This is a genomic window from Pseudomonas sp. PA1(2017), from assembly GCF_001945375.1.
In the GTDB taxonomy this organism is placed as follows: domain Bacteria; phylum Pseudomonadota; class Gammaproteobacteria; order Pseudomonadales; family Pseudomonadaceae; genus Aquipseudomonas.
Map to the genome: position 1 here is coordinate 162,024 of NZ_MSXU01000014.1, position 19,549 is coordinate 181,572.

Genomic DNA, 19,549 nt, shown 5'->3' on the forward strand with positions numbered 1-19,549 from the left:
GGTATGGAGTGCGGTGAATGCGTAAACTGGCCACTCGACATGGATGTTCACGAGGTTCACATGGCACGTCGCCGCTTGCTTTACGGCTGCGTAGTGATGGCCGCTCTGTGGTGCAACATCGGCCAGGCGCAGAGCCTGTCGGGCGGCACCGCGCAGTGGCCGCCCTACAGCTACCAGGATGAAAATGGCCGCGCCACGGGCATCGCCGTGGATGTGATGCGCCAGGTCATGGCGCAAAGCGACAACCAGATGGCGATCGTCTTCCTTCCGGTCAAGCGCCTCAACGCCCTGCTCGAGCAGGGCCGGCTGGATCTCAACTACGCCGACTCGCCGGCCTGGAACGCCCCGGGTGCCGCCCAGCGCTTCGTCTATTCGCAGCCTTATCTGCAGGTGCGCGAGTACCTGTACTTTCTCGACGATCATCCGGCCCGTCACCTGCCCATCGAGCAATTGCGCGGGCTGCGTATCGGCATGGTTCGTGGCTACACCTATCGCAGACTGGACGCTGCCCTGAGAAGTGGCCAGCTGAGCAAGCTGGAAACCTCGCGCGACCGCGCCCTGCTCGACCTGCTGCTGCGCCGCCGGGTCGATGCCATCGCCCAGATCGACGACGTGTTCGATGATCAACTCGCTGCACGCGGGCTCAGCAGCAAAGGCTTCGTCCGTGGCGCCCAGCTCAGCGACGCGCCGCTGGTGATCAAGCTGCAGCGCCAGCACGCCGAGCAGTTGCCACGCCTCGATGCAGCGCTGCAGGCGCTGGTGCGTAGCGGCGAGGTCGAACGCATCCGCCGCAGCTATCTGCGTACGGCGCCCATCCAGCCTGGCAGAGCTACCGCTGAACGTTGAAAGCGGCGCGACAGGCGAAGCGGCGTGTGCACAGGTCGTCGAAAACGCCCAAATATGGCGGAACGCCGCAGCGTTTTGGCCGCTCTTAGCTAGTGCCTCGATTACTGCGCTCGCCTTATGATATGGATCAGTTGACCAAGCCAGCCCCCAAGCAAACCGTTGCCGAACCCCTGGCGTTCACCGCCAGCGGTGGAAAGATCGGCGACCTGCTGCGTCGGTTCGACGAAAGCACCTCGCCGCTGGGCGCCCCCGCAGATTGGTCGACGGCCCTGAAAACCCTGATGAGCACCGTGCTGCCGGTGAAGGCGCAGATCGTCCTGTTCTGGGGCCCGCAATACATCGCCCTGTACAACGACGCCTATGCCCCGAGCATTGGCAACAAGCACCCCCGTGCCCTGGGCCGGCCGGCGGTGGAGAACTGGACCGAGCTGTGGGACGACCTCGAGCCGTTGCTGCGCGGCGTGCGTGAAACCGGCGAAACTTTTTCGGCCAAGGACCGACCCTTCTACATCGAACGCCATGGCCGTGGCGAAGCGGTGTATTTCGATGTTTCCTATTCACCCGTGCATGAGGCAGACGGCTCGGTCGAAGGCGTGCTGTGCGTGGTCAATGAAACCACCCAGCGCGTGCAATTCGAGCGCCGCCAGGCGTTCCTGCTGGAATTGGGCCAGGCACTGCCATCGATCAGCGAACCGGCTCAGGTCGAAGCGCTGGTATTGCGCAAGCTGACCGAAGAGCTGAACGCCTCGCAAGTATTCTTCGCCGAAAACCCGGGAACCGAAACACCACGTGCCACACCCGAGCAGCTCCTGCCGCGCTATGACCACGTGCAGAATCAGGTGCTGCTCGCCGGACACCCGCTCGTGCTGGAGCGAACCGCCAGCTCACCCGCCGCACTGCACGTGCCGGTGGTGCGCCATGGCGCGCTCGATGCGGTGCTGGTGATCGAGCATGACGACAGCCACATCTTTTCCGACTATGAGGCCCATCTCGCTGAAGAGACCGCCAAGCTTGCCTGGGCGTGGATCACCCATGCGCGCGGCGAAGTCGCGCTGCGCCTGAGTTCCACGCAGTTGTCGGCGATGTTCGACCAGGCCGGTGCCGGTATCGCCGTGTGCGACGCCAGCATGACCCTGGTGCGTGTCAACGACCACTATTGCGAGATCGTCGGGCGCAGCCGCGCGCAACTGCTTGGTCAGAGCCTGCACGAGCTGGCTGAATCGGGCGAATGCGCGCCAGTCACCTCGGCCTGCGAATACAGCCTGCGCCACGGCCGCTCCTTCGAGAACACCCGCTGCTACAGCCGCGCCGATGGCAGCGTGGTGTGGGTGCAGAATCATGTCTCGCCGCTGCTCGATGAACAACAGCGCGTCGCCGGCACCATCTGTGTGTGCGTCGATATCAGCGAACGGGTACGCGCCGAAGCGCAACTGCGCGAGCTGAACGAGTCCCTCGAAGATCGCGTCGCCACCATGGTGGCGCAGCGCGAGGCGGCCGTGGCGCAACTGCACGAAGCGCACAAGATGGAGATGGTCGGCCAACTCACCGGCGGCATCGCCCACGATTTCAACAACCTGCTGACGCCGATCATGGCCTCGCTGGAACTGATTCGCCGACGCCTGCCGGACGAACGCTGCACCAAGCTGGCCGACGGCGCGCTGCAGGCTGCTGACCGCGCGCGGATTCTGGTGGGCAGGCTGCTGACCTTCGCCCGCCGGCAAACCCTCAAGCCACAGCCCGTGGCCCTGTGTACGCTGATTCGCAACATGCGTGACCTGATCCAGCGTTCCCTCGGGCCGATGATCGAATTGCGCATCGATATTCCCGAGCGCATGCCCACCGTGTTCATCGACCCTCATCAGCTGGAGCTTGCGGTGCTCAACCTGGCCGTCAACGCCCGTGATGCCATGGGCGAAAGTGGCCGACTGAGCATCGCTGCCGAACTCGATGAAATGCTCGATGAGAACGCCGCGGGATTGAGCGGCGGCCAATACGCCCGTCTGGTGCTCAGCGATTCGGGCTGCGGCATGGATGAAGAAACCCTGCGGCGCTGCGCCGAGCCCTTCTACTCGACCAAGGGCGTCGGCAAGGGCACCGGGCTGGGCCTGTCCATGGTGCAAGGGCTGCTGGTGCAATCGGGTGGTGGTTTCGCCATCGACTCAGCGCCCGGGCACGGCACTCGGGTCAACCTGTGGCTGCCGACCACCGATGCGCCGGTCGTCTGCGAGAAGCCCGAACGCGATGAGGAGGTGCCGCGTGCGTCACGGCCCACTCATATCCTGCTGGTCGATGACGAAACGCTGGTGCGCGATACCACCAGCCTGCAACTGCATGACCTGGGTTATGAAGTGACCGAAGTGGAGTCGGCTGCCGCGGCCCTCAAGCTGATCGACGAGGGCTTGCGCCCGGATGCGCTGGTCACCGACCACATCATGGAAAACAAGACCGGCGCCCAACTCGCCCAGGAACTGCGCCAACGCATTCCGGAGCTGCCGGTGCTGATCATCACTGGCTACGCCAACCTGACGCCGACCCAGATCAGCAGTTTCGACGTGCTGGCCAAGCCCTTCCGTCGCCGGGATCTGGCTGATCGGCTGGCGCAGCTGCTGCAAACGACCGGCTCAGGCTAAGCCAGCGCACCTTTTTCAGGCGCGAATGCCGCTTTGCAGGGCACTACGCTCACGGCTCGGCACATGCGTGGACTCCAGTACGGTCACCTGCTGGCGCAGGCGCAGCACGAGTTGCGATATGGAACGAGAGCTGGACAGTTCGCTGCGCTGAATGCCCTTGACGCCAAGCAACATCTGATCGCCACCGACAGCGCGGATTTGTACGGTCAAGGTGTCGTCGGCCTCGACAAGGCAGCGGCAGTTGAGCGGCAGAAAGGCAGATTCGATGATCTGCCGTTGTTCGAGAATTGACATCATCACAGATCACCTTTGGAGACTGGTGGCAGATTGGTCGCGCAAGCGTGCGATAGCACGGTTCGGATCGACAAAAACCATGCATTGGTGATGCCAGAAGTTTTCCCAACGGAAACAAGGGTGTTCGAAATAATCGTCATGCACAATGCAATGAACGGCTCCTAGAACCCGGCATTTTGCATGCTCGCCCATCGCCATTGCGCGTAGCCATGCAAGCACTTCAATAGCAAAATGTGCCACTCGTCCTTTATTCAATTATTAACTTCGAACAAAAACCTTCGCCGCTAATTCGTATTTCCTGAGGTTTGCGTTATTCCCGAACAACAAGGAGACGAAAATGGCTCACCGCAATCCAGGTAACTTTGCAAACGATCCAACCAAAGCGGCGGAAGCTGGCCGCAAGGGCGGAAAGAAAAGCGGTGGCAACTTTGCCAACGACCGAGAGAAAGCTGCCGAGGCAGGCCGCAAGGGTGGCCAGAACAGCCATGGCGGTGGCGGAAAAAAATCGTCTTGAGTAAGAACAGCCAGGCTTGATAGCGGGCCTGGCATTTACCAGTGTTATGGTTGGAGATGATTATCGAGTCGTCCCACTCGAGAACTTATACAAAAGAGAACATTGCATAATTATCGAGTTAAATGACACGCATGTTTTTCCGAACTCAAATAAACCAGCTACCCGCCATTGCACAACGCTAATCAATCAACCACCCTGTACAGCCATCATAAATGTACAGCTTTATAATAAACTGCATTTTTCTGTCGTATGAGCAGGCGCGCTCGCCGTAGAACTTCGGCGATGAAAAAACAGTAATCCAAACCCTTCCTTTTGTTGCATAACCCGCCACTCAGTTATCGCCATGCGTCGCGGCGCAGCGGGTTATTGGCCTGGCTGATCATCGAGCACAGCCATGCAAGACGGCGCTCTGCCACTTGCGCACAGTGAAGCCCCCACACAGGAGGCTCCATGAATACCGCAACCGCACTTCCCGCCCCTACCAACGATTGGGCGTTGCTGTTCCTGCGCGTGACCGGCAGCCTGTTGCTGATGCTCGTGCATGGCGTGCCCAAGGTGATCAACTTCCAGGCCGAGCTGGGTCTGATCGAGGATCCGTTCGGCCTCGGCCCGCACCTGACACTGAGCCTGGCGATCTTCGCCGAGGTACTGTGCCCGCTGCTGATCATCACCGGCCCGTTCGCCCGGCTGGCCACGCTGCCGGTACTGGCGGTGATGCTGGTGTCCCTGGTGTTCGTGCATCCCGAGTGGAGCCTGGGTGAAGGGCAATTCGCCTGGCTGCTGGCGATCATCTTCACCACGCTGCTGATCGCAGGGCCCGGCAGGTTCTCCCTCGGCAAACGGCTGTCGTGGCAATGAGGTGCTTCGCGCTGATGTCGACGGCTGAAAAGCGACCCTTTGCGGTCGGCACCCGTGCACCAAACAGTAAATTGACGGGCCAAAGCCGTGATCGATTCGACACACGGCCGGCGCGGTGACTGAAATCCCTGGCGCAAGCGTCTACAGTGCGATTATCGGGGTATGAAAGTGGCGGCTGAATCAGAAAAAACAGTCCGAACTTTTTACCGCTCCAACACCCTGTATGAACACTGCAAACGACGTCCGGGAACACCATGCTCAAATCCGCCAAACACCGCGCCACCGTCATCTGCCACCAGCAGGGCAAAGTCCTGTTGGTGCGCAAGGCCGACGCGAAGTGGACACTGCCCGGCGGCAAGATCGAAGCCCATGAAGGGCCGGCCGAGGCTGCGCTGCGCGAGCTGAGCGAAGAAACCGGGCTGGACAGCCAGGCGCTGGAGTTTCTCGCCCTGCACGAGTTCGACAGCCGCCCCCATCACGTCTTCCGCGTGTCGGTACCAGAAACCCTGGCCGCGCGGCCGCTGAACGAAATCGCCGATTGCCGCTGGTTCTCGACCGTCGACCTGGACAAGGCGATCAAGAAATCCGCACGCAAGCTGCTGGAACTCTACTTCCCCGCCAACTCCAGCGAACCGGCCTGATCGATTGCAACCCCGGGCTCAGACCTGGCGGTCACCCTCGATCATCTCGTGAATGCGGTTGGCGATCGCCTGCATGGTGAAGGGCTTGGTCAACAGGCGCATACCCGGCTCCAGATGGCCGTTGCCGATCACCGAGTTCTCCGCATAGCCGGTGATGAACAGCACCTTCAGATCCGGCCGCTCCAGACGAGCCAGATCGGCCAGCTGCCGGCCGTTCATGCCGCCGGGCAGGCCGACATCGGTGACCAGCAGATCGATGCGGGCATCCGACTGCAGAATTCGCAAACCTGACGCACCGTCACCGGCTTCCAGGGTGGTGTAACCCAAGCCCTCGAGCACTTCCATGACCAGCATGCGAATGGCCGGCTCGTCGTCGACGACCATCACCGTTTCACGGCCGGCACTCTGCTCGTCGGCTTCCGGCTCGGCGGGCTCGGCGTCCACCTCGTCACTGCCGTAGAGGCGCGGCAGGTACAGGCACATGGTGGTGCCCTGGCCCACCTCGGAATAGATGCACACCTGGCCCCCGGACTGGCGTACGAAGCCGTAGACCATCGACAGCCCCAGGCCGGTGCCCTCGCCTATCGGCTTGGTGGTGAAGAACGGCTCGAAGGCGTGCTCGATCACTTCCTCGCTCATGCCGGTGCCGGTGTCCGTCACGCACAGCGACACGTACTGGCCCGGCGGCACGTTGCGGCCGCGCGCCGCGTAGTCGTCGATCCACTTGTTGGCGGTCTCGATGGTCAGCCGACCGCCCTGGGGCATGGCATCGCGAGCGTTGAGGCACAGATTGAGCAAGGCGTTTTCCAGCTGCGGGCCGTCGATGAAGCTCGACCATAGCCCCGCAGCCAACACCACTTCAGTGGTGATGTGCGGGCCGACGCTGCGGCGCACCAGCTCTTCCATGCCGGTGACCAGGCGATTGACGTTGGTCGGCTTGGGGTCCAGGGTCTGCCGGCGCGAGAACGCCAATAGTCGATGGGTCAGCGATGCGGCACGCCGCGCCGCGCTCTGCGCCGCACTGACATAGCGATCGAGATCGCCCAGGCGCCCCTGGCCGAGGCGCATCTGCAGCAGCTCCAGCGAACCACTGATGCTGGTCAACAGGTTGTTGAAGTCGTGAGCGATGCCACCGGTCAGCTGGCCTACCGCTTCCATTTTCTGCGACTGACGCAGGGCGTCCTCGACCACCCGCAGGCGCTCCTGCTCCTGCAGCCGCTCGGTGATGTCGTAGACGAACTGGTAGGCGCCGATCTGCCGGCCTTCGGTATCGTTCAAGCGGCTGAAATGCATCTCGAAATGGCGGGTTCCCTGCTCGTTGTCCAACGGCACCACCACCTCGAACTCTTCACCGGCCAGCGCACGTTGCCAGGGGCCGAGCACGGCTTCGAGGTGTTCGGGCTGATCCTTGAGGGCCTCCTGAAAGTTCTCGCCGATCTGCGGGCGGGCGCCGAACACCCGCTCGTATTCGCGCATGCCCGAGCCATTGATGGCGATCCAGCGGTAGTCGAAGCCCATGATGAAGATCAGCGCGTCGGCACTGTCCACCACGCCGGCCAGCACGCGACGCGCCTCGTTGGCATCGCGTACCCGCGCTTCCAGGGTTTCGTTGAGCTGGCGCAGCGACTCCTCGGCCTGCTTGCGCTGGGTGATGTCCTGAAACAGCACCGCTACCTGCTTACGGCTGGCGGGGCCGACGCGAAAGGCACTGATTTCCAGGTGCCGGCCGGTGGCGACCAGTTCCTGCTCGAAGCGAATCGACTCGCCGGTGTGCAGCACATGGGCATAGCGTTCGACCCAGCTGTCGGCTTCCTCGCCGACCATCTCGCGCAGTTTCTGCCCGACCACGTTACGGATGCCGGCGTGCTCGGCGTAAGCCGGATTGGCTTCGATATGCACGTAATCGCTGAGCGGGCCGTGAGGGCCGTCGAAGAATTCGATGACGCAGAACCCTTCATCCATGGTATTGAACAGGAATTCGTAGCGCTCACGTTCCTGGGCGAAGGCGTGCTCGACGCGACGCTGCTCGGCGACGTCAATTTCCTGAATGAACAGACCTTCGACCCGCCCCTGGGCATCGAACTGCGGCTGGTAGCTGAAATCCAGCTGCTGCCCAGGCCGGCCCGGCACCTCGAAATTGCGGGCACGCACCGCACGGCCGCGTCGATAGGCCTCTTCGAGCAGATCGATGAATCGCCGCGCCATACGCCCGCCCAGCACCTCCCGCGCCGGTTGACCGATCACCTCGCCGAGGCCCAGCAGACGCTGGTAAGCCGGGTTGATCGACTCGAACCGCAAGTCGGCGCCGCGCAACACGGCCATGGCGGCCGGCGCCTGCTCGAAGATCTGCCGGAAGTGTTCTACGCCAGCCGTGCCCAGGCCGGTGCCGGCAGCAGCAGCCAGACGGGCCATGAGATCGGCATTCTCTACCTCGAGCGTCTGCAACCGCTGCCGAAGCGCTTCGGCGTCATCAGATATCACGATAGATCCCAAGCTGGCAGAGAAAGGAGGCGGAGCGAGGCGCCATTGAAGCCTGTCTGGTGGTTTTTTGCTACCGGCCCGCCATTTAAATTCACAGCTGGCCGCAGTGCTCCGTGGCTGGGGTGACGCGCGGTTGCCCGCGCGCCAATGCCCGCTCAGCGGTGGTGTTTCACGCCAGTTTGAAGCGGTTGACCTGGGCTTGCAGGTCGGCGCCCAGGCGCGCCAGATCGATGCTGGCAGCCGAAGTTTCCTCGGTAGCCGCCGACGACTGCTCGGCCACGTCGCGGATGCTCGACACGCTGCGATTGATCTCCTCGGCCACCGAACTCTGCTGCTCGGCGGCAGTGGCGATCTGCTGGTTCATCTGCTGGATTTCCGAGACTGCCGCATTGATCGCGCTCAGGGCACCATTGGCCTGCTTGGCCGCGTGCACGGTGGTTTCTGCCTGGGCGCAGCTCTGCCCCATCATGGCCACGGCTTTCTCAGCGCCGCTCTGCAGATTGCTGATCAAGCCCTCGATCTGCTCGGTGGACTCCTGGGTACGCCGCGCCAGGGCGCGAACCTCATCGGCCACCACGGCGAAACCGCGACCCGACTCACCAGCCCGCGCTGCCTCGATGGCCGCGTTGAGGGCCAGCAGGTTGGTCTGTTCGGCGATACCCTTGATCACGTCGAGCACGGTGCCGATGTTGCCGCTGTCATGTTTGAGCGACTCGATGGCGTGGGCCGAATCCTCGATGGACACGGCCAGTTTCTCGATACGCGCCACCGCCTGCTGCACGGTCTGCTGGCCTTCCTGGGTCTGCTCGTCGGCGTTGCGGGCGTATTCGGCGGCCGATTCGGCGTTGCGCGCCACGTCCAGCACGGTAGCGGTCATCTCGTTCATGGCGGTGGCCACCTGCTCGGTTTCCATGCGTTGCTGAGCCACCCCGGCGCTGGTCTGTTCCGTCACCGCAGACAACTCCTCGGCCGCCGTGGCCAATTGCGCAACGCCGTTGCCCAGGCGCCCCAGTAGATCGCGCAGGCTCTGGGTCATGTCCTGCATGGCCTGCATTAGTTGGCCCAGTTCGTCATGGCGATCCGGCACGATATCGGCGGACAAGTCGCCATTGGCCACCTGCTTGGCCACACCGACCACACGCTGCAGCGGGCCGACGATCAGGCGGGTGATCAACAGCGCGCACAGCACACCAAGGACGAAGGCGATGGCGGCGGCACTGAATAGCAGTGTCTTGGCATTGCTGGCGTCGCTGTTGAGCAAACCGAACTGAAGCGCCAGGGCCTGGTTCGAGGAGTCCGCAACCTGACGGGCGCGCTGGGTCATGTCGTTTTCGGTGGTGGCGTAATCGGCAACTGCCTTGCGCATGTTGCCGAACTGTTCGTTGTACTGCTGCAACTGGACCAGCGCGGCTTCGACATCCGCCTGGTCATCGGGGTTGCCTAGCGAGCGAGTGAGGATCAGGCCCTTTTGTTCCAGCGACGCGAAATGCTGCTGCAGCAACGTGGCGTATTGCTCGTCCTTGCGCAGCAGAAAGTCTTTTTCCCGACGGCGTGCCTCGAGCAGCTCCACGGCCAGTGCATTGGCCTGGTTGGCTTGATCGAGCACATCGATACTGGCCTGATCCCCCGTCAGACGAATTTGCTCGACGGCCGCCTTGCGCAGACGCTCTTCCAGGGATGAGAACTTCTCAAGGGCGGCCCGCGCCGCGTTTTCCATGGCCGCCTGCGCCGAATGACTGTTCGCGGTGGCCTGTTTGAGGCTCAGCAGCTCATCTCGGTAGCCCTGCACATCGCCCTGAATCTTGCGCATCAGCTCCTTGTTCTGCGGGCGCTGCATCTGGTCTTCGCTGGCTTTGGCCTGTTGCTGGATCTCGTCGGTCATGGCAAGTGCCTGCTGCATGTACTTGTCGTCGTCACGCAGGATGAAGTTCTTCTCCTGCTGACGCGCCTGGGTCAGCTTGGCATCGATGCTGCTGACCCCCAACAGCACGTCGAAACGCCGCAAGGTGGTCTGCAAGGCCGACTGCCCCACCCAGACGATGACCAGAGTAATGGCCAGAATCAGACCAAAACCGACGAACAGCTTCTTTCTGACGCTCATGTCGAGCAGCAAGTTAGAGAAGGACATATGCAGACTCCCTGGATATTGCGATAAGGCCAAAGCCCTTTGGTCACGCGCCCTCCGGCGCATGCAGCAAGCGCAGTGGAAGCCGGCCGTGCGGAGGCGGCGGTTTTCCTGCGGCATGTCCAACACTATCGGCGGGCAGATATGAAACTGTAAGTTTTGTAACCATCCATAACCAGAGCACACGGCTCCAGCGGCTTCCAGGGCCAGCACAAAGGTGCTCCGGGACAGGGAATCGCGCGCTGTATCCGCCTGGCGACGGATTGCAGCAAAGCAGTGGCGCGGCGAACCGGGCGACGCCGGCCAGCGTGGTAGACACCCGGAGCCATCGACGACGGCCCCGCGCTCGCCAGGCAGCGAGCGTCGATCAGTGCTCGGGAAGCGAGGCCCGCACCTTCTCCAGCAGCTCGTTCATCTTGAACGGCTTGGCCAGCAGTTCCATACCGCTGCTCAGAAACACCTCGCGGTTGATGGCCTTTTCGGCATAACCGGTCATGAACAGGATCGGCAAGCCCTTGTGCAGGGCGCGCGCCCGCTCGGCCAGTTCGCGGCCGTTCATGCGCGGCAGGCCCACATCAGTGAGCAACAGGTCGATCTGCGCAGCGCTCTGCAGGTGCACCAGTGCAGTTTCCACATCACCGGCCTGAGTGCAGCGGTAACCCGCCTCTTCAAGCACTTCAGCGACGAAAGCGCGCACCGAGGGCACGTCCTCGACGATCAGCACATGCTCGCCGGCACCACGGTAATCCGACTGTTCGGCGCTGCCCTGCTCCAGCAGCGGCTCGCTGCTGACCGGCAGCATAACGGTCACTTCCGTGCCTCGCCCTGGCGCACTGCGGATGCCCGCGTGCCCACCGGACTGACGGGCGAAACCGTAGATGGTCGACAACCCCAGGCCGGTGCCCTGGCCCACCGGTTTGGTGGTGAAGAACGGGTCGAATACCTTGTCGATCAACGCGTGCTCGATGCCGGTACCGTCGTCGCGCACCGACAGGGCGATATAGGCGCCGTCGGCCAGATTGGGATCACCACTGAAATGGGCGGTGTAGGTGGCCACCCAGATGTGGCCGCCCTGGGGCAGCGCATCGCGGGCGTTGATCACGAGATTGAGCACCGCACTTTCCAACTGGCTCGGGTCGACCAGAGCGATCGATGGCTTGCCGTTGAGCTCCAGAGTCAGGGAAATCTGCTCGCCGATGGTACGCACCAGCATTTCTTCCAGCGAACGGATACGCTCGTTGACGTCCACCGCACGATTATCCAGAGGCTGCTTGCGGGCGAAGGCCAGCAGGCGATGGGTCAGCGCCGCCGCACTCATCGCCGAGTTGAGTGCCGCATCGGTATACAGCTGCACGCGATCCAGGCGGTGCTCGCCGACCCGCTTCTGAATCAACTCCAGGCTGGTGATGATGCCGGTGAGCATGTTGTTGAAGTCGTGGGCGATACCGCCGGTGAGGTTGCCCAGGGCTTCCATCTTCTGCATCTGCAACAGCTGCGCTTCGGTACGCGCGCGCTCGGCCACTTCGTAGGCCAGCTGGTTGGTGGCATCGTCCAGCTGGGCCTTGTGCAGGCGCTCACGGCGGCGATGTTCGGTGACGTCCTCGACGAACACCAGGCTCAGGGCCGAGTCCCGATAGGGCGACACCTGCCACTCGGTTTCCCGCGCCTCGCCGTGTACCTGCATGGTCAGCGAGCCCTTCCAGCGCTCGCCAGCCGCGAGCCGCGCGCGCAGCTCGTCGAGCATGCTCGCCTGGTCGTCGGCGAAGCACCGGCGCAGGCCATCCTCGTCATCGATCAGTTGGGCGAAGGCGTGGTTGCACTCGTGCACCGCCAGGTCGGCATCCAGCACGGCGATGGGCGCGCTGACGTTGACGAATATCTCCCGAAAGCGCGCCTCGCTGGCGCGCAGGGCGTCTTCGGTGATGCGCACGCGCAGCAGCGTGCGCAGCGTGGCCAGCAGTACGTCCGGGTCGACCGGATGCACCAGGTAGGCGTCGGCTCCCGCTTCGAGGCCGGTGACGATGTCGCCGGTCTGGATCGACGCGGCGGACACGTGGATCACCGGCAGCAGCGCGGTACGCGGCTCAGCCCGTAGAGTGCGGACGATATCGAAGCCGCTCATGTCCGGCAGGTTGACGTCGAGGATCAGCGCGTCGATGGCCTCGCTGCGGATCAGCGCCAGGCCGTCGCTGCCGGTTCCAGCTTCGAGCACCTGGTAACCGTGACGCTCCAGGCGCCGACGCAGGGCATAGCGGGTGGCTGCATTGTCGTCGACGATCAGGACACGGCTGTCAGTGCTCATCGGCGACCTCGGCGGCGATGGCCAGCGGGATGGTCACCGAGAACACCGAACCCACGCCCGGCTCGCTCTGCACAGCCACCTCACCGCCGAGCAGCGCCGCGAAGCGCTTGCACAGCGACAGCCCCAGGCCGGTGCCGCGCAGGCGCTTCTGCAGCGGCGAGTCGATCTGCGAGAAGTCCTCGAACAGGGCGTCGTGCAACTCGGGGGCAATGCCGATGCCGGTGTCGCTGACCGCGAACCGTATCCGGTCATTGCCTTCCAGGCGCGCCGACACCCGCACTTCACCGCGGGTGGTGAACTTCAGCGAATTGGAGATGAAGTTGCGCAGGATCTGCGCGAGCTTCTTGTCATCGGTGTAGAGGCGCGGCAGGCCGACCGGTTCTTCGAAGATCAGGTCCACCGCGCGGGCATCGACTATGGGCCGAAACATACCGCGCAGGGCCGAGAACAGGTCGAGCATGTCGAACCAGGCCGGCGAAATGCTGATGCGCCCCGCTTCGATCTTGGCCAGGTCGAGCAGGTCGTCGACCATGTCGCTTAGCTCGCGCGCCGCCGTGCTGACGAAGGCGACCTGACGGTGCTGCTCGTCGCTCAGCGGGCCATCGAGTTCGTCGCTGAGCAGGCTGGTGATGCTCAGGATCGAGCCCAGCGGGGTGCGGAACTCATGGCTCATGTAGGACAGGAAGCGGCTCTTGAGGTCAGACGCCTGGCGCAGCTCATCGGCCTGGTTGTCGAGCTCGGCGTACAGGGCTAGCACGCCCTGGTTGGTTTCCTCGAGCTCTTCGCGCAGTGCGGCGCTTTCGCTGCGCAACTGGGCGATCAGCGCGACCTGCTCGGTGTGGCTGAGGTTTTCGGGTTCAGCCATGGATGGCCTCCAACGCGATGACTACGACCGTGACATCGTCACGGCCGCGGCAGAAATCTCGGTGCAGCACGGCGGCGATCACCGCCGGGTGACGATAGGCCAGGCCCGGGTAATCGTTCAGATTCCAGCGCGACTGCAGGCCGTCGCTGTGCAGAATCAGCAGTTGCCCGGTCACCTGCTCGAAGTCGAACGGCTGCGCCTTGCGGTACTGGCCGCCGACGATGCCGGGATGCGATGCCAGGCCACGCGACTTGCCGGCGCTGATAAGGTTGGCGGCGATGTTGCCGATCCCGACGAAGCGCAAATGGCCGCTGTCGAACTGGGCCTGGGCGACGGCCACGGCGCCGCCGCGGGTGCCGTGCATGGCGCGGTGCAGGTCATCGATCAACAGCAATGGGTCATTGAACGGCCCCTGGGCGAAGGTTTGCGTACAGACCTCTGCCGCCTGCTGCGCTTCTTCACCATGGCCCAGCCCGTCGACCACCAGCGCGCTGACGGCGTTTTCGCCGAGCACCAGGTACCAGCCGTCGCCGCAGGCCGGGTCGCCGTTGAGCGCATGCTGGCTGACGCCGAACGGCAGGTCGGGCTTCTTGGCCGAACGTGGATAGAAGCGCGCCAGCAGCACGGCGCCGCGGGCATCGGCGTAGGCGTCGAAGACCTCGGCCTGACGGCTGATCGCGCCGAGGCCGATGCCCTGGGTGCCGCCTGTGGAATAGCCGTCGGTCAGGCAGGCATCGAGGTCGAAGCCGGCGGCGCGGTCCACGGCGACGATCTCCACCCCGGCGCCATTGCTGCGCGGCAATACGCGCAGATGCAGCTCGCCACGCCCGGCATGCTTGAGCAGGTTGCTGGCCAGCTCCGTGGCCACCAGCGCCACCCGCCCGGCATCGGACGCGTCGAAGCCCTGCCCCTCGGCCAACTTCTGCGTGGTGCGTCGGGCGTGGCCGACCTGGCTGTCGTCGTCGATGGGCAGCACCTGGGTGACGCTGCCGCTGATGTTCATGTCCATCGGGTAATCGTGATCCTGGTGCCTTTGCCCGGCTCGGTGTCCAGTTCGAATTCGTCGACCAGGCGCTTGGCGCCGGTAAGGCCGAGGCCCAGGCCGTTGCCCGAGGTCCAGCCGTCGGTCATCGCCAGCTTGAGGTCGGCAATGCCCGGCCCTTCGTCGCGGAAGACCAGGCGCAGGCCGACGCGGGTACTGTCGTCGAGCACCTGCCAGTCCATGTCGCCACCGCCGCCATAGACCATGGTGTTGCGTGCCAGCTCGCTGACCGCGGTGACCAGCTTGGTCAGATCGATCAACCGCATGCCGCACTCGGTGGCCAGTTTGCGGGTGGTCTGGCGGGCCAGCACCACGTCCTGCTCGATGGCGATCGGCTGAGTACCACTGCTGCGTACGATCATCGCCGCGCCACCCGCTCACGCAGGCGCTGCATGCCGCGCTCGACATCCAGCGCGGTGCTGACGCCCGGCAGGGTCATGCCCAGTTCCACCAGGGTGATGGCCACGGCCGGCTGCATGCCGACCAGCATGGTCTCGGCATCCATGATTCGCGAGAGGCCGGAGATGGTGCCGATCATCCGGCCGATGAACGAATCGACCATGTCCAGCGCGGAGATGTCGATCAACACGCCGCGAGCCGACGTCTTGCTGATCAGTTCAGCGAGATCCTCTTGCAGGGTCAGGGCCAGTTGGTCGTGCATGTCGACCTGGATGGTCACCAGCAGGAACTCACCCATTCGCAAAATCGGAATGCGCTCCATGGGCTTACACCATTTTGTCGAGGCTGACGCCCTGGCGGCTCAGCGCCAACTTCAAGGCATCGGCCAGGTTGGCCTTGGTGCTAACACCCTGCAGGTCCAGGCCCAGGTGCACGATGGTCTGGGCGATCTGCGGGCGGATGCCGCTGATGATGCAGTCGGCGCCCATCAGGCGAATGGCGGTCACGGTCTTGAGCAGGTGCTGGGCGACCAGGGTGTCGACGGTCGGCACGCCGGTAATGTCGATGATGGCGATTTCCGAACCGGTGTCGACGATGCGCTGCAACAGCGACTCCATCACCACCTGGGTGCGCTGGGAGTCCAGGGTGCCGATCATCGGCAGTGCCAGGATACCGTCCCACAGCTTGACCACCGGGGTGGACAGCTCCAGCAGCTCTTCCTGCTGACGCTTTATCACCGCCTCGCGGGATTTCTGAAAGGTGCGGATGGTGTGCATGCCCAGGTTGTCGAACAGCTCGGACACGTCCAGCAGTTGCTGGGCCTGCTCTTCCGGCCGGTCGCGGTAATGACGCTGCAGCAGGGTGAACAGCGGGCCCTTGAGGGCGAAGATGAAATTGGCGGTCTGGTGCGAGTCATGGCCCAGCAGTGCGCGGCTGGCCGACAGACGCTCGAGGAACTGGCGTACCTTCTCCCACTCCGGTGTGGCGATGTTCGAACCACCCTCGCCCTCCAGAGCAGCCAGGGTCAGCTGCAGAAACTCGGCGGTCTGCTGATGCAGCTCCTGCTCCTTGATATTGCGGGACGCGCCACTGGCCTCCAGGCCCTTGCTCCACTCATCCAGCAATTGCGCCTGGTTGTTCTTGATCGCCTGGACGGTGCCGGTCTGCAGTGCTGCCATGAGTCAAAACTCCTAAACGGATACAGGCCGACTTTTCTGATCGGCGTGAGAAAGTGACAGTGAGGGGTGGCAATAGTTGGAGCAGGTTTTGGCCGCGAATAGTACGGGTAAACAGGTGGCGTGCAGAAGCGCAAAACACCGTTAAAGTGACATCATCCGCAACGCCGCGGACCGGCGGTCTGACGGCTCATTCAAACGTAGTTGGAAAATTTCCTACAGCCTGCTCTGCGGTGCTGTTTTCCGGGCGTCCGTACAACTTTCCGAGCGGTCAGAAATGATGGCGCAGCAATCTTTAAGTGACCGTATACTGGCGCCACTCCAATGACATGGAACTAGACCCATGCGCCTCGACACGCTGACACTCAAGACCCGACTGATCATCGCAGTGGCCATCCCCTGCATCGCCCTGGTTCTGGTCGCGGTGACCAGCCTCAACAGCATGTCGAACATGCAGAAAGAGGCCAGCGCGCTCTACCTCAATACCTCCGCCCCAATGCGGGCGATGGCCGAAGCCGCCTCGCGCATCCCGCGCATGCGTGTCGGCATCGACATGATGCTGCTGCAGGAGACCGCTCTGCGCGACGAACGCGGCGTCAAGACCCGTGTGCAGGAAGCGCTCAACGAAGACATTCCCGGCATGCGCGAAGCCATGCGCAATGCTGTCGAGGCCCAGGTCAACCCCGAGCGCCGCGCCCAGGCGCAGCGCTTGCTCGACCAGTTCGAAAGCATGGTCAGTGGTGAGCTAACGCCGATGCTGCAGGCGCTCGACACCGGCGACATGGCCCGCGCCCAGCAGATTTACCGTGATCAGTACGCCAAAAGCTACGGCGTGATGCGCGGCGGCGCCAACGAGCTGCTCGACGCCCTGCTGCAACAGGCCGAACAGCAGAACCAGCGCAGCACCGACAATTATGAAGAAGGCCGTATGCGGCAGTTGGCGATCATCGCCCTGGGCCTGCTGGTATCGTTCGTCGCCTCCTGGCTGATCGTTGCCAACCTGCGTCGTCGCGTCTCCACGCTGCAGAGCAGCCTGGGCAACGCCGCCGACAACCTGGCGCTCAATGCCCGCATCGAGCTCAGCGGCAGTGACGAGCTGAGCGACATCGCCCAGAGCTTCAACCGCTTCCTGGAACGGGTGCACGGCATCATGCAACAGTTGGCCGGCAATTCCCGCCAGCTCTCAGCCATGGCCAGCGATGTAGCCGAGCGCGCACGCCTGACCCAGAGCAACTGCGTGGCCCAGAGTGACCGCACCGTGCAGGTGGCCACCGCCATCCACGAGTTGGGTTCGACGGTCAACGAAATTGCCGGCAATGCCGAGAACGCCGCCCAGGTAGCCCGCGAGGCGACCGGCTACGCCAATGGTGGTCGCGAAGTGGTGGACCAGGCCAACCGGCAGATCGACGCGCTCAGTGGCGAGCTGGAGCAGACCGCCAAGGTGGTCGGCGAACTGGCCGGGCAGATCGAGGCGATCAGCGCGACCCTGGGCACCATCCGTAGCATTTCCGAGCAGACCAATCTGCTGGCCCTCAACGCTGCCATCGAAGCGGCCCGTGCCGGTGAGCAAGGCCGCGGTTTCGCCGTAGTGGCCGACGAGGTACGCACGCTTGCCAGCCGCTCGGGCGCTTCCACCGAAGAGATTCAGAAGGTCATCGACCGCCTGCAGGCCGAGTCACGCTCGGCAGTCGAAGCCATGGCCAAGGGCCGCCAGCAGAGTGAACGAGTGGTCGAATACGCCGGCAAGGCCTCCGAGGCACTGGAGCAGATCAACGGCCATATCGGCCAGATCAGCGACCAGAACATCCAGGTCGCCACCGCCACCGAGGAGCAGTCCGCCGTGGTCGAGGAAATCAACCGCAACGTCGAGCAGATCAACCAGTTCACCCAGGAGACCACGCAGATCGCCGACCAACTGAACGACGCCAGCAGCAACCTGCAAGACCTGTCGCGCCAGCTCGACGAACTGGTCGGCAACTTCAAGCTCTGAGCCCGTTGCCACCGCCGGCGCGATGCCGGCGGTGGTGCTTCGCTATCCCTTCGCCTCGCGCTCCGGCGCCAGCAGGCGCGCCCCCAGCACCACCGCCCCGCCCAGGTAAGCCACGGCGCTCCACGCCGCCATCAGAATGCCGCCGAAGCGCTGGTCATCGAGTTGTTCGAAGCCGAACGCACCCAGGCACAGCTCAGCGGGATAGATCAGTTTCGGCGCCATGATCAGCACCACACCCAGCATGGTCATGTGCACGAACGTCAGGAAAAAGCCGAACATGGCCGCCGCCAGGCCACGGCGCGAATCGCTGGCGAACCCGAGCAGCCAGACGCCGAGCCCCACGGCAAGAAAACTGGCCTGCTGGGCGACGAAAGCCCAGACGTTGAGCGCCGCCGCTTCGTGCAAGGGCGGTGCATGCCAGCCCCACACCACCGCCATTTCGGCGGCGAATATCAGAGAGATCGCCGCACTGCTGTGGCGCAGCCGATCCACCCGCAGCCCGGCTCGGGCCAGGCCGATGGCCAGCAGCGGCGCAGCCAGCGCAATTACCCCCAAATGCAGCAGCATATGGGCGGAAAACGCCGTGCGACTCATCGCCGGCAACGGGCCCAACCAGCAGGTGGCCAGCACCACGAAGCCAAGAATCAACGGCCAGTTGCGCCCTGCAGTGCCTTTTCCGCGTCGCTCAGCCATCGCCTGAACGCCCCATCGCACTGGTGATTTCCCGGACCGCATCGGCTGGCGCCATTTGCAGCGAAATCAGGCTGGCCAGCTCCCCGTCCGGGCTCATCAGGTAAACCGAGCCGGTGTGATCGAGCATGTAGGTATCGCCCATCGGCACCTTGCGAAAATATACGCCGTAGGCGTCCGCCACCTGCCGGACCTGCTCCAGGCTGCCGGTCAGCCCGACGATGCGGGGATCGAAAAAGCTCGTGTAGGCGGCCAGCACCTCGGGCGTGTCGCGCTCAGGATCCAAGCTGATGAACAGCGGCTGGATGGCCGCACTTCGCTCGCCAAGGCCATCGAGCACCTTGGCGATCTGCAACAACGTGGTCGGGCAGATATCGGCGCAGCGCGTAAAGCCGAAGAACACCAATAGCCAGCGGCCTTCGAAACTCCGCTGGGTAACGTCGCGCCCCTGTTGATCATGCAGCTCGAATGGCCCGCCGATGCGCTGGCCGGCATCGACGGCGGCCGCCACCGGGATGCGTGCCGGCCACAGCTGATACGACAGCGGTAACGCGGCGAGCAGTAGCAACGCCAGGCCTGCGCTGGCGGCCAGGGTGCGGTTCACGTGGGCGGCCTCCTCGTCATGGTCGGCAGCGCCAGGTGGCTGCCTGCAGGTAGTGACCACGCCCGCCCAGGCAGAGTGCAACCTGTTGAAGGT

16 protein-coding genes and 3 pseudogenes are annotated in these 19,549 nt (G+C 63.7%); 7 read left to right on the forward strand and 12 right to left on the reverse strand.

Annotation, left to right across the window (positions count from 1 at the left end):
* Window positions 1-60: 60 nt before the first annotated feature.
* On the forward strand, window positions 61-846 hold the full coding sequence (locus BVH01_RS20100; protein ID WP_168177302.1) for an ABC transporter substrate-binding protein: 786 nt from the start codon (window positions 61-63) through the stop codon (window positions 844-846).
* 122 nt (window positions 847-968) lie between these two features.
* Window positions 969-3,476 (forward strand): PAS domain-containing protein, encoded by a 2,508-nt coding sequence (locus BVH01_RS20105; protein WP_075932008.1) that lies wholly within the window; start codon window positions 969-971, stop codon window positions 3,474-3,476.
* 15 nt (window positions 3,477-3,491) lie between these two features.
* On the opposite strand, the gene BVH01_RS20110 is transcribed toward BVH01_RS20105, so the two are convergent.
* Window positions 3,492-3,773: a DUF1652 domain-containing protein gene (locus BVH01_RS20110; protein ID WP_075932009.1), complete on the reverse strand. Its 282-nt coding sequence runs from the start codon at window positions 3,771-3,773 to the stop codon at window positions 3,492-3,494.
* Window positions 3,774-4,122: 349 nt separating this feature from the next.
* Here BVH01_RS20110 and BVH01_RS20115 point away from each other — a divergent pair.
* The 3 genes and pseudogenes from BVH01_RS20115 to BVH01_RS20125 form a co-directional block, all read left to right on the forward strand.
* Window positions 4,123-4,284, forward strand: a pseudogene (locus BVH01_RS20115) (general stress protein); the annotation flags it as partial.
* 450 nt (window positions 4,285-4,734) lie between these two features.
* Window positions 4,735-5,142, forward strand: coding sequence for a DoxX family protein (locus BVH01_RS20120; RefSeq protein ID WP_075932012.1), 408 nt, complete (start codon window positions 4,735-4,737; stop codon window positions 5,140-5,142).
* 254 nt (window positions 5,143-5,396) lie between these two features.
* The gene (locus BVH01_RS20125) at window positions 5,397-5,783 is read left to right on the forward strand and encodes an NUDIX hydrolase (protein ID WP_075932013.1); all 387 of its coding nucleotides are present in this window, start codon (window positions 5,397-5,399) and stop codon (window positions 5,781-5,783) included.
* A gap of 18 nt (window positions 5,784-5,801) precedes the next feature.
* Here the strand turns inward: BVH01_RS20125 and BVH01_RS20130 are convergent, their stop codons facing one another.
* From BVH01_RS20130 to BVH01_RS20165, 9 genes and pseudogenes are all read right to left on the reverse strand, one after another.
* Window positions 5,802-8,264, reverse strand: coding sequence for a PAS domain-containing protein (locus BVH01_RS20130; RefSeq protein WP_075932014.1), 2,463 nt, complete (start codon window positions 8,262-8,264; stop codon window positions 5,802-5,804).
* 169 nt (window positions 8,265-8,433) lie between these two features.
* On the reverse strand, window positions 8,434-9,318 hold the full coding sequence (locus BVH01_RS25305) for a methyl-accepting chemotaxis protein (protein WP_371915304.1): 885 nt from the start codon (window positions 9,316-9,318) through the stop codon (window positions 8,434-8,436).
* A pseudogene (locus BVH01_RS25310) lies at window positions 9,292-10,509 on the reverse strand (HAMP domain-containing protein); the annotation flags it as partial. The gene BVH01_RS25305 and the pseudogene BVH01_RS25310, both read right to left, overlap by 27 nt.
* Window positions 10,510-10,756: 247 nt before the next feature.
* A complete protein-coding gene (locus BVH01_RS20140) occupies window positions 10,757-12,691 on the reverse strand; it encodes a response regulator (protein ID WP_075932017.1) in 1,935 nt (644 codons plus the stop codon).
* Window positions 12,681-13,556, reverse strand: a complete 876-nt coding sequence (locus BVH01_RS20145; RefSeq protein ID WP_075932019.1) for a sensor histidine kinase KdpD — start codon at window positions 13,554-13,556, stop codon at window positions 12,681-12,683. Before BVH01_RS20145 ends, BVH01_RS20140 begins: the two co-directional genes overlap by 11 nt.
* On the reverse strand, window positions 13,549-14,559 hold the full coding sequence (locus BVH01_RS20150; protein WP_075932123.1) for an ATP-binding protein: 1,011 nt from the start codon (window positions 14,557-14,559) through the stop codon (window positions 13,549-13,551). Before BVH01_RS20150 ends, BVH01_RS20145 begins: the two co-directional genes overlap by 8 nt.
* Window positions 14,556-14,960 carry an anti-sigma regulatory factor gene (locus tag BVH01_RS20155; protein ID WP_013790738.1) on the reverse strand — a complete coding sequence of 135 codons (405 nt, stop codon included), beginning with the start codon at window positions 14,958-14,960 and terminating at the stop codon, window positions 14,556-14,558. Before BVH01_RS20155 ends, BVH01_RS20150 begins: the two co-directional genes overlap by 4 nt.
* Window positions 14,957-15,319 carry an STAS domain-containing protein gene (locus tag BVH01_RS20160; protein ID WP_013790737.1) on the reverse strand — a complete coding sequence of 121 codons (363 nt, stop codon included), beginning with the start codon at window positions 15,317-15,319 and terminating at the stop codon, window positions 14,957-14,959. Before BVH01_RS20160 ends, BVH01_RS20155 begins: the two co-directional genes overlap by 4 nt.
* A 4-nt stretch (window positions 15,320-15,323) precedes the next feature.
* Window positions 15,324-16,175, reverse strand: coding sequence for an STAS domain-containing protein (locus BVH01_RS20165; protein WP_075932020.1), 852 nt, complete (start codon window positions 16,173-16,175; stop codon window positions 15,324-15,326).
* Between the two features lie 340 nt (window positions 16,176-16,515).
* Between BVH01_RS20165 and BVH01_RS25315 the strand changes: the two are divergent.
* A pseudogene (locus BVH01_RS25315) lies at window positions 16,516-17,304 on the forward strand (MCP four helix bundle domain-containing protein); the annotation flags it as partial.
* 57 nt (window positions 17,305-17,361) lie between these two features.
* A complete protein-coding gene (locus BVH01_RS25320; RefSeq protein WP_371915305.1) occupies window positions 17,362-18,162 on the forward strand; it encodes a methyl-accepting chemotaxis protein in 801 nt (266 codons plus the stop codon).
* Between the two features lie 42 nt (window positions 18,163-18,204).
* Here BVH01_RS25320 and BVH01_RS20175 read toward each other — a convergent pair whose 3' ends face one another.
* Complete coding sequence (locus BVH01_RS20175; RefSeq protein WP_075932024.1) at window positions 18,205-18,855, reverse strand: cytochrome c oxidase assembly protein; 651 nt, start codon at window positions 18,853-18,855, stop codon at window positions 18,205-18,207.
* On the reverse strand, window positions 18,848-19,456 hold the full coding sequence (locus BVH01_RS20180; RefSeq protein WP_075932025.1) for an SCO family protein: 609 nt from the start codon (window positions 19,454-19,456) through the stop codon (window positions 18,848-18,850). Before BVH01_RS20180 ends, BVH01_RS20175 begins: the two co-directional genes overlap by 8 nt.
* Window positions 19,457-19,549: the final 93 nt, after the last annotated feature.

Coding starts and splice junctions, on each gene's coding strand:
- BVH01_RS20175 (WP_075932024.1), bottom strand. CDS start 18,855: ATGGCTGAGCGACGCGGAAAAGGCACTGCAGGGCGCAACTGGCCGTTG.
- BVH01_RS20105 (WP_075932008.1), top strand. CDS start 969: ATGGATCAGTTGACCAAGCCAGCCCCCAAGCAAACCGTTGCCGAACCC.
- BVH01_RS20145 (WP_075932019.1), bottom strand. CDS start 13,556: ATGGCTGAACCCGAAAACCTCAGCCACACCGAGCAGGTCGCGCTGATC.
- BVH01_RS25320 (WP_371915305.1), top strand. CDS start 17,362: ATGGCCAGCGATGTAGCCGAGCGCGCACGCCTGACCCAGAGCAACTGC.
- BVH01_RS20165 (WP_075932020.1), bottom strand. CDS start 16,175: ATGGCAGCACTGCAGACCGGCACCGTCCAGGCGATCAAGAACAACCAG.
- BVH01_RS20150 (WP_075932123.1), bottom strand. CDS start 14,559: ATGAACATCAGCGGCAGCGTCACCCAGGTGCTGCCCATCGACGACGAC.
- BVH01_RS20155 (WP_013790738.1), bottom strand. CDS start 14,960: ATGATCGTACGCAGCAGTGGTACTCAGCCGATCGCCATCGAGCAGGAC.
- BVH01_RS20120 (WP_075932012.1), top strand. CDS start 4,735: ATGAATACCGCAACCGCACTTCCCGCCCCTACCAACGATTGGGCGTTG.
- BVH01_RS20100 (WP_168177302.1), top strand. CDS start 61: ATGGCACGTCGCCGCTTGCTTTACGGCTGCGTAGTGATGGCCGCTCTG.
- BVH01_RS20140 (WP_075932017.1), bottom strand. CDS start 12,691: ATGAGCACTGACAGCCGTGTCCTGATCGTCGACGACAATGCAGCCACC.
- BVH01_RS20160 (WP_013790737.1), bottom strand. CDS start 15,319: ATGGAGCGCATTCCGATTTTGCGAATGGGTGAGTTCCTGCTGGTGACC.
- BVH01_RS25305 (WP_371915304.1), bottom strand. CDS start 9,318: ATGCAGGCCATGCAGGACATGACCCAGAGCCTGCGCGATCTACTGGGG.
- BVH01_RS20110 (WP_075932009.1), bottom strand. CDS start 3,773: ATGATGTCAATTCTCGAACAACGGCAGATCATCGAATCTGCCTTTCTG.
- BVH01_RS20125 (WP_075932013.1), top strand. CDS start 5,397: ATGCTCAAATCCGCCAAACACCGCGCCACCGTCATCTGCCACCAGCAG.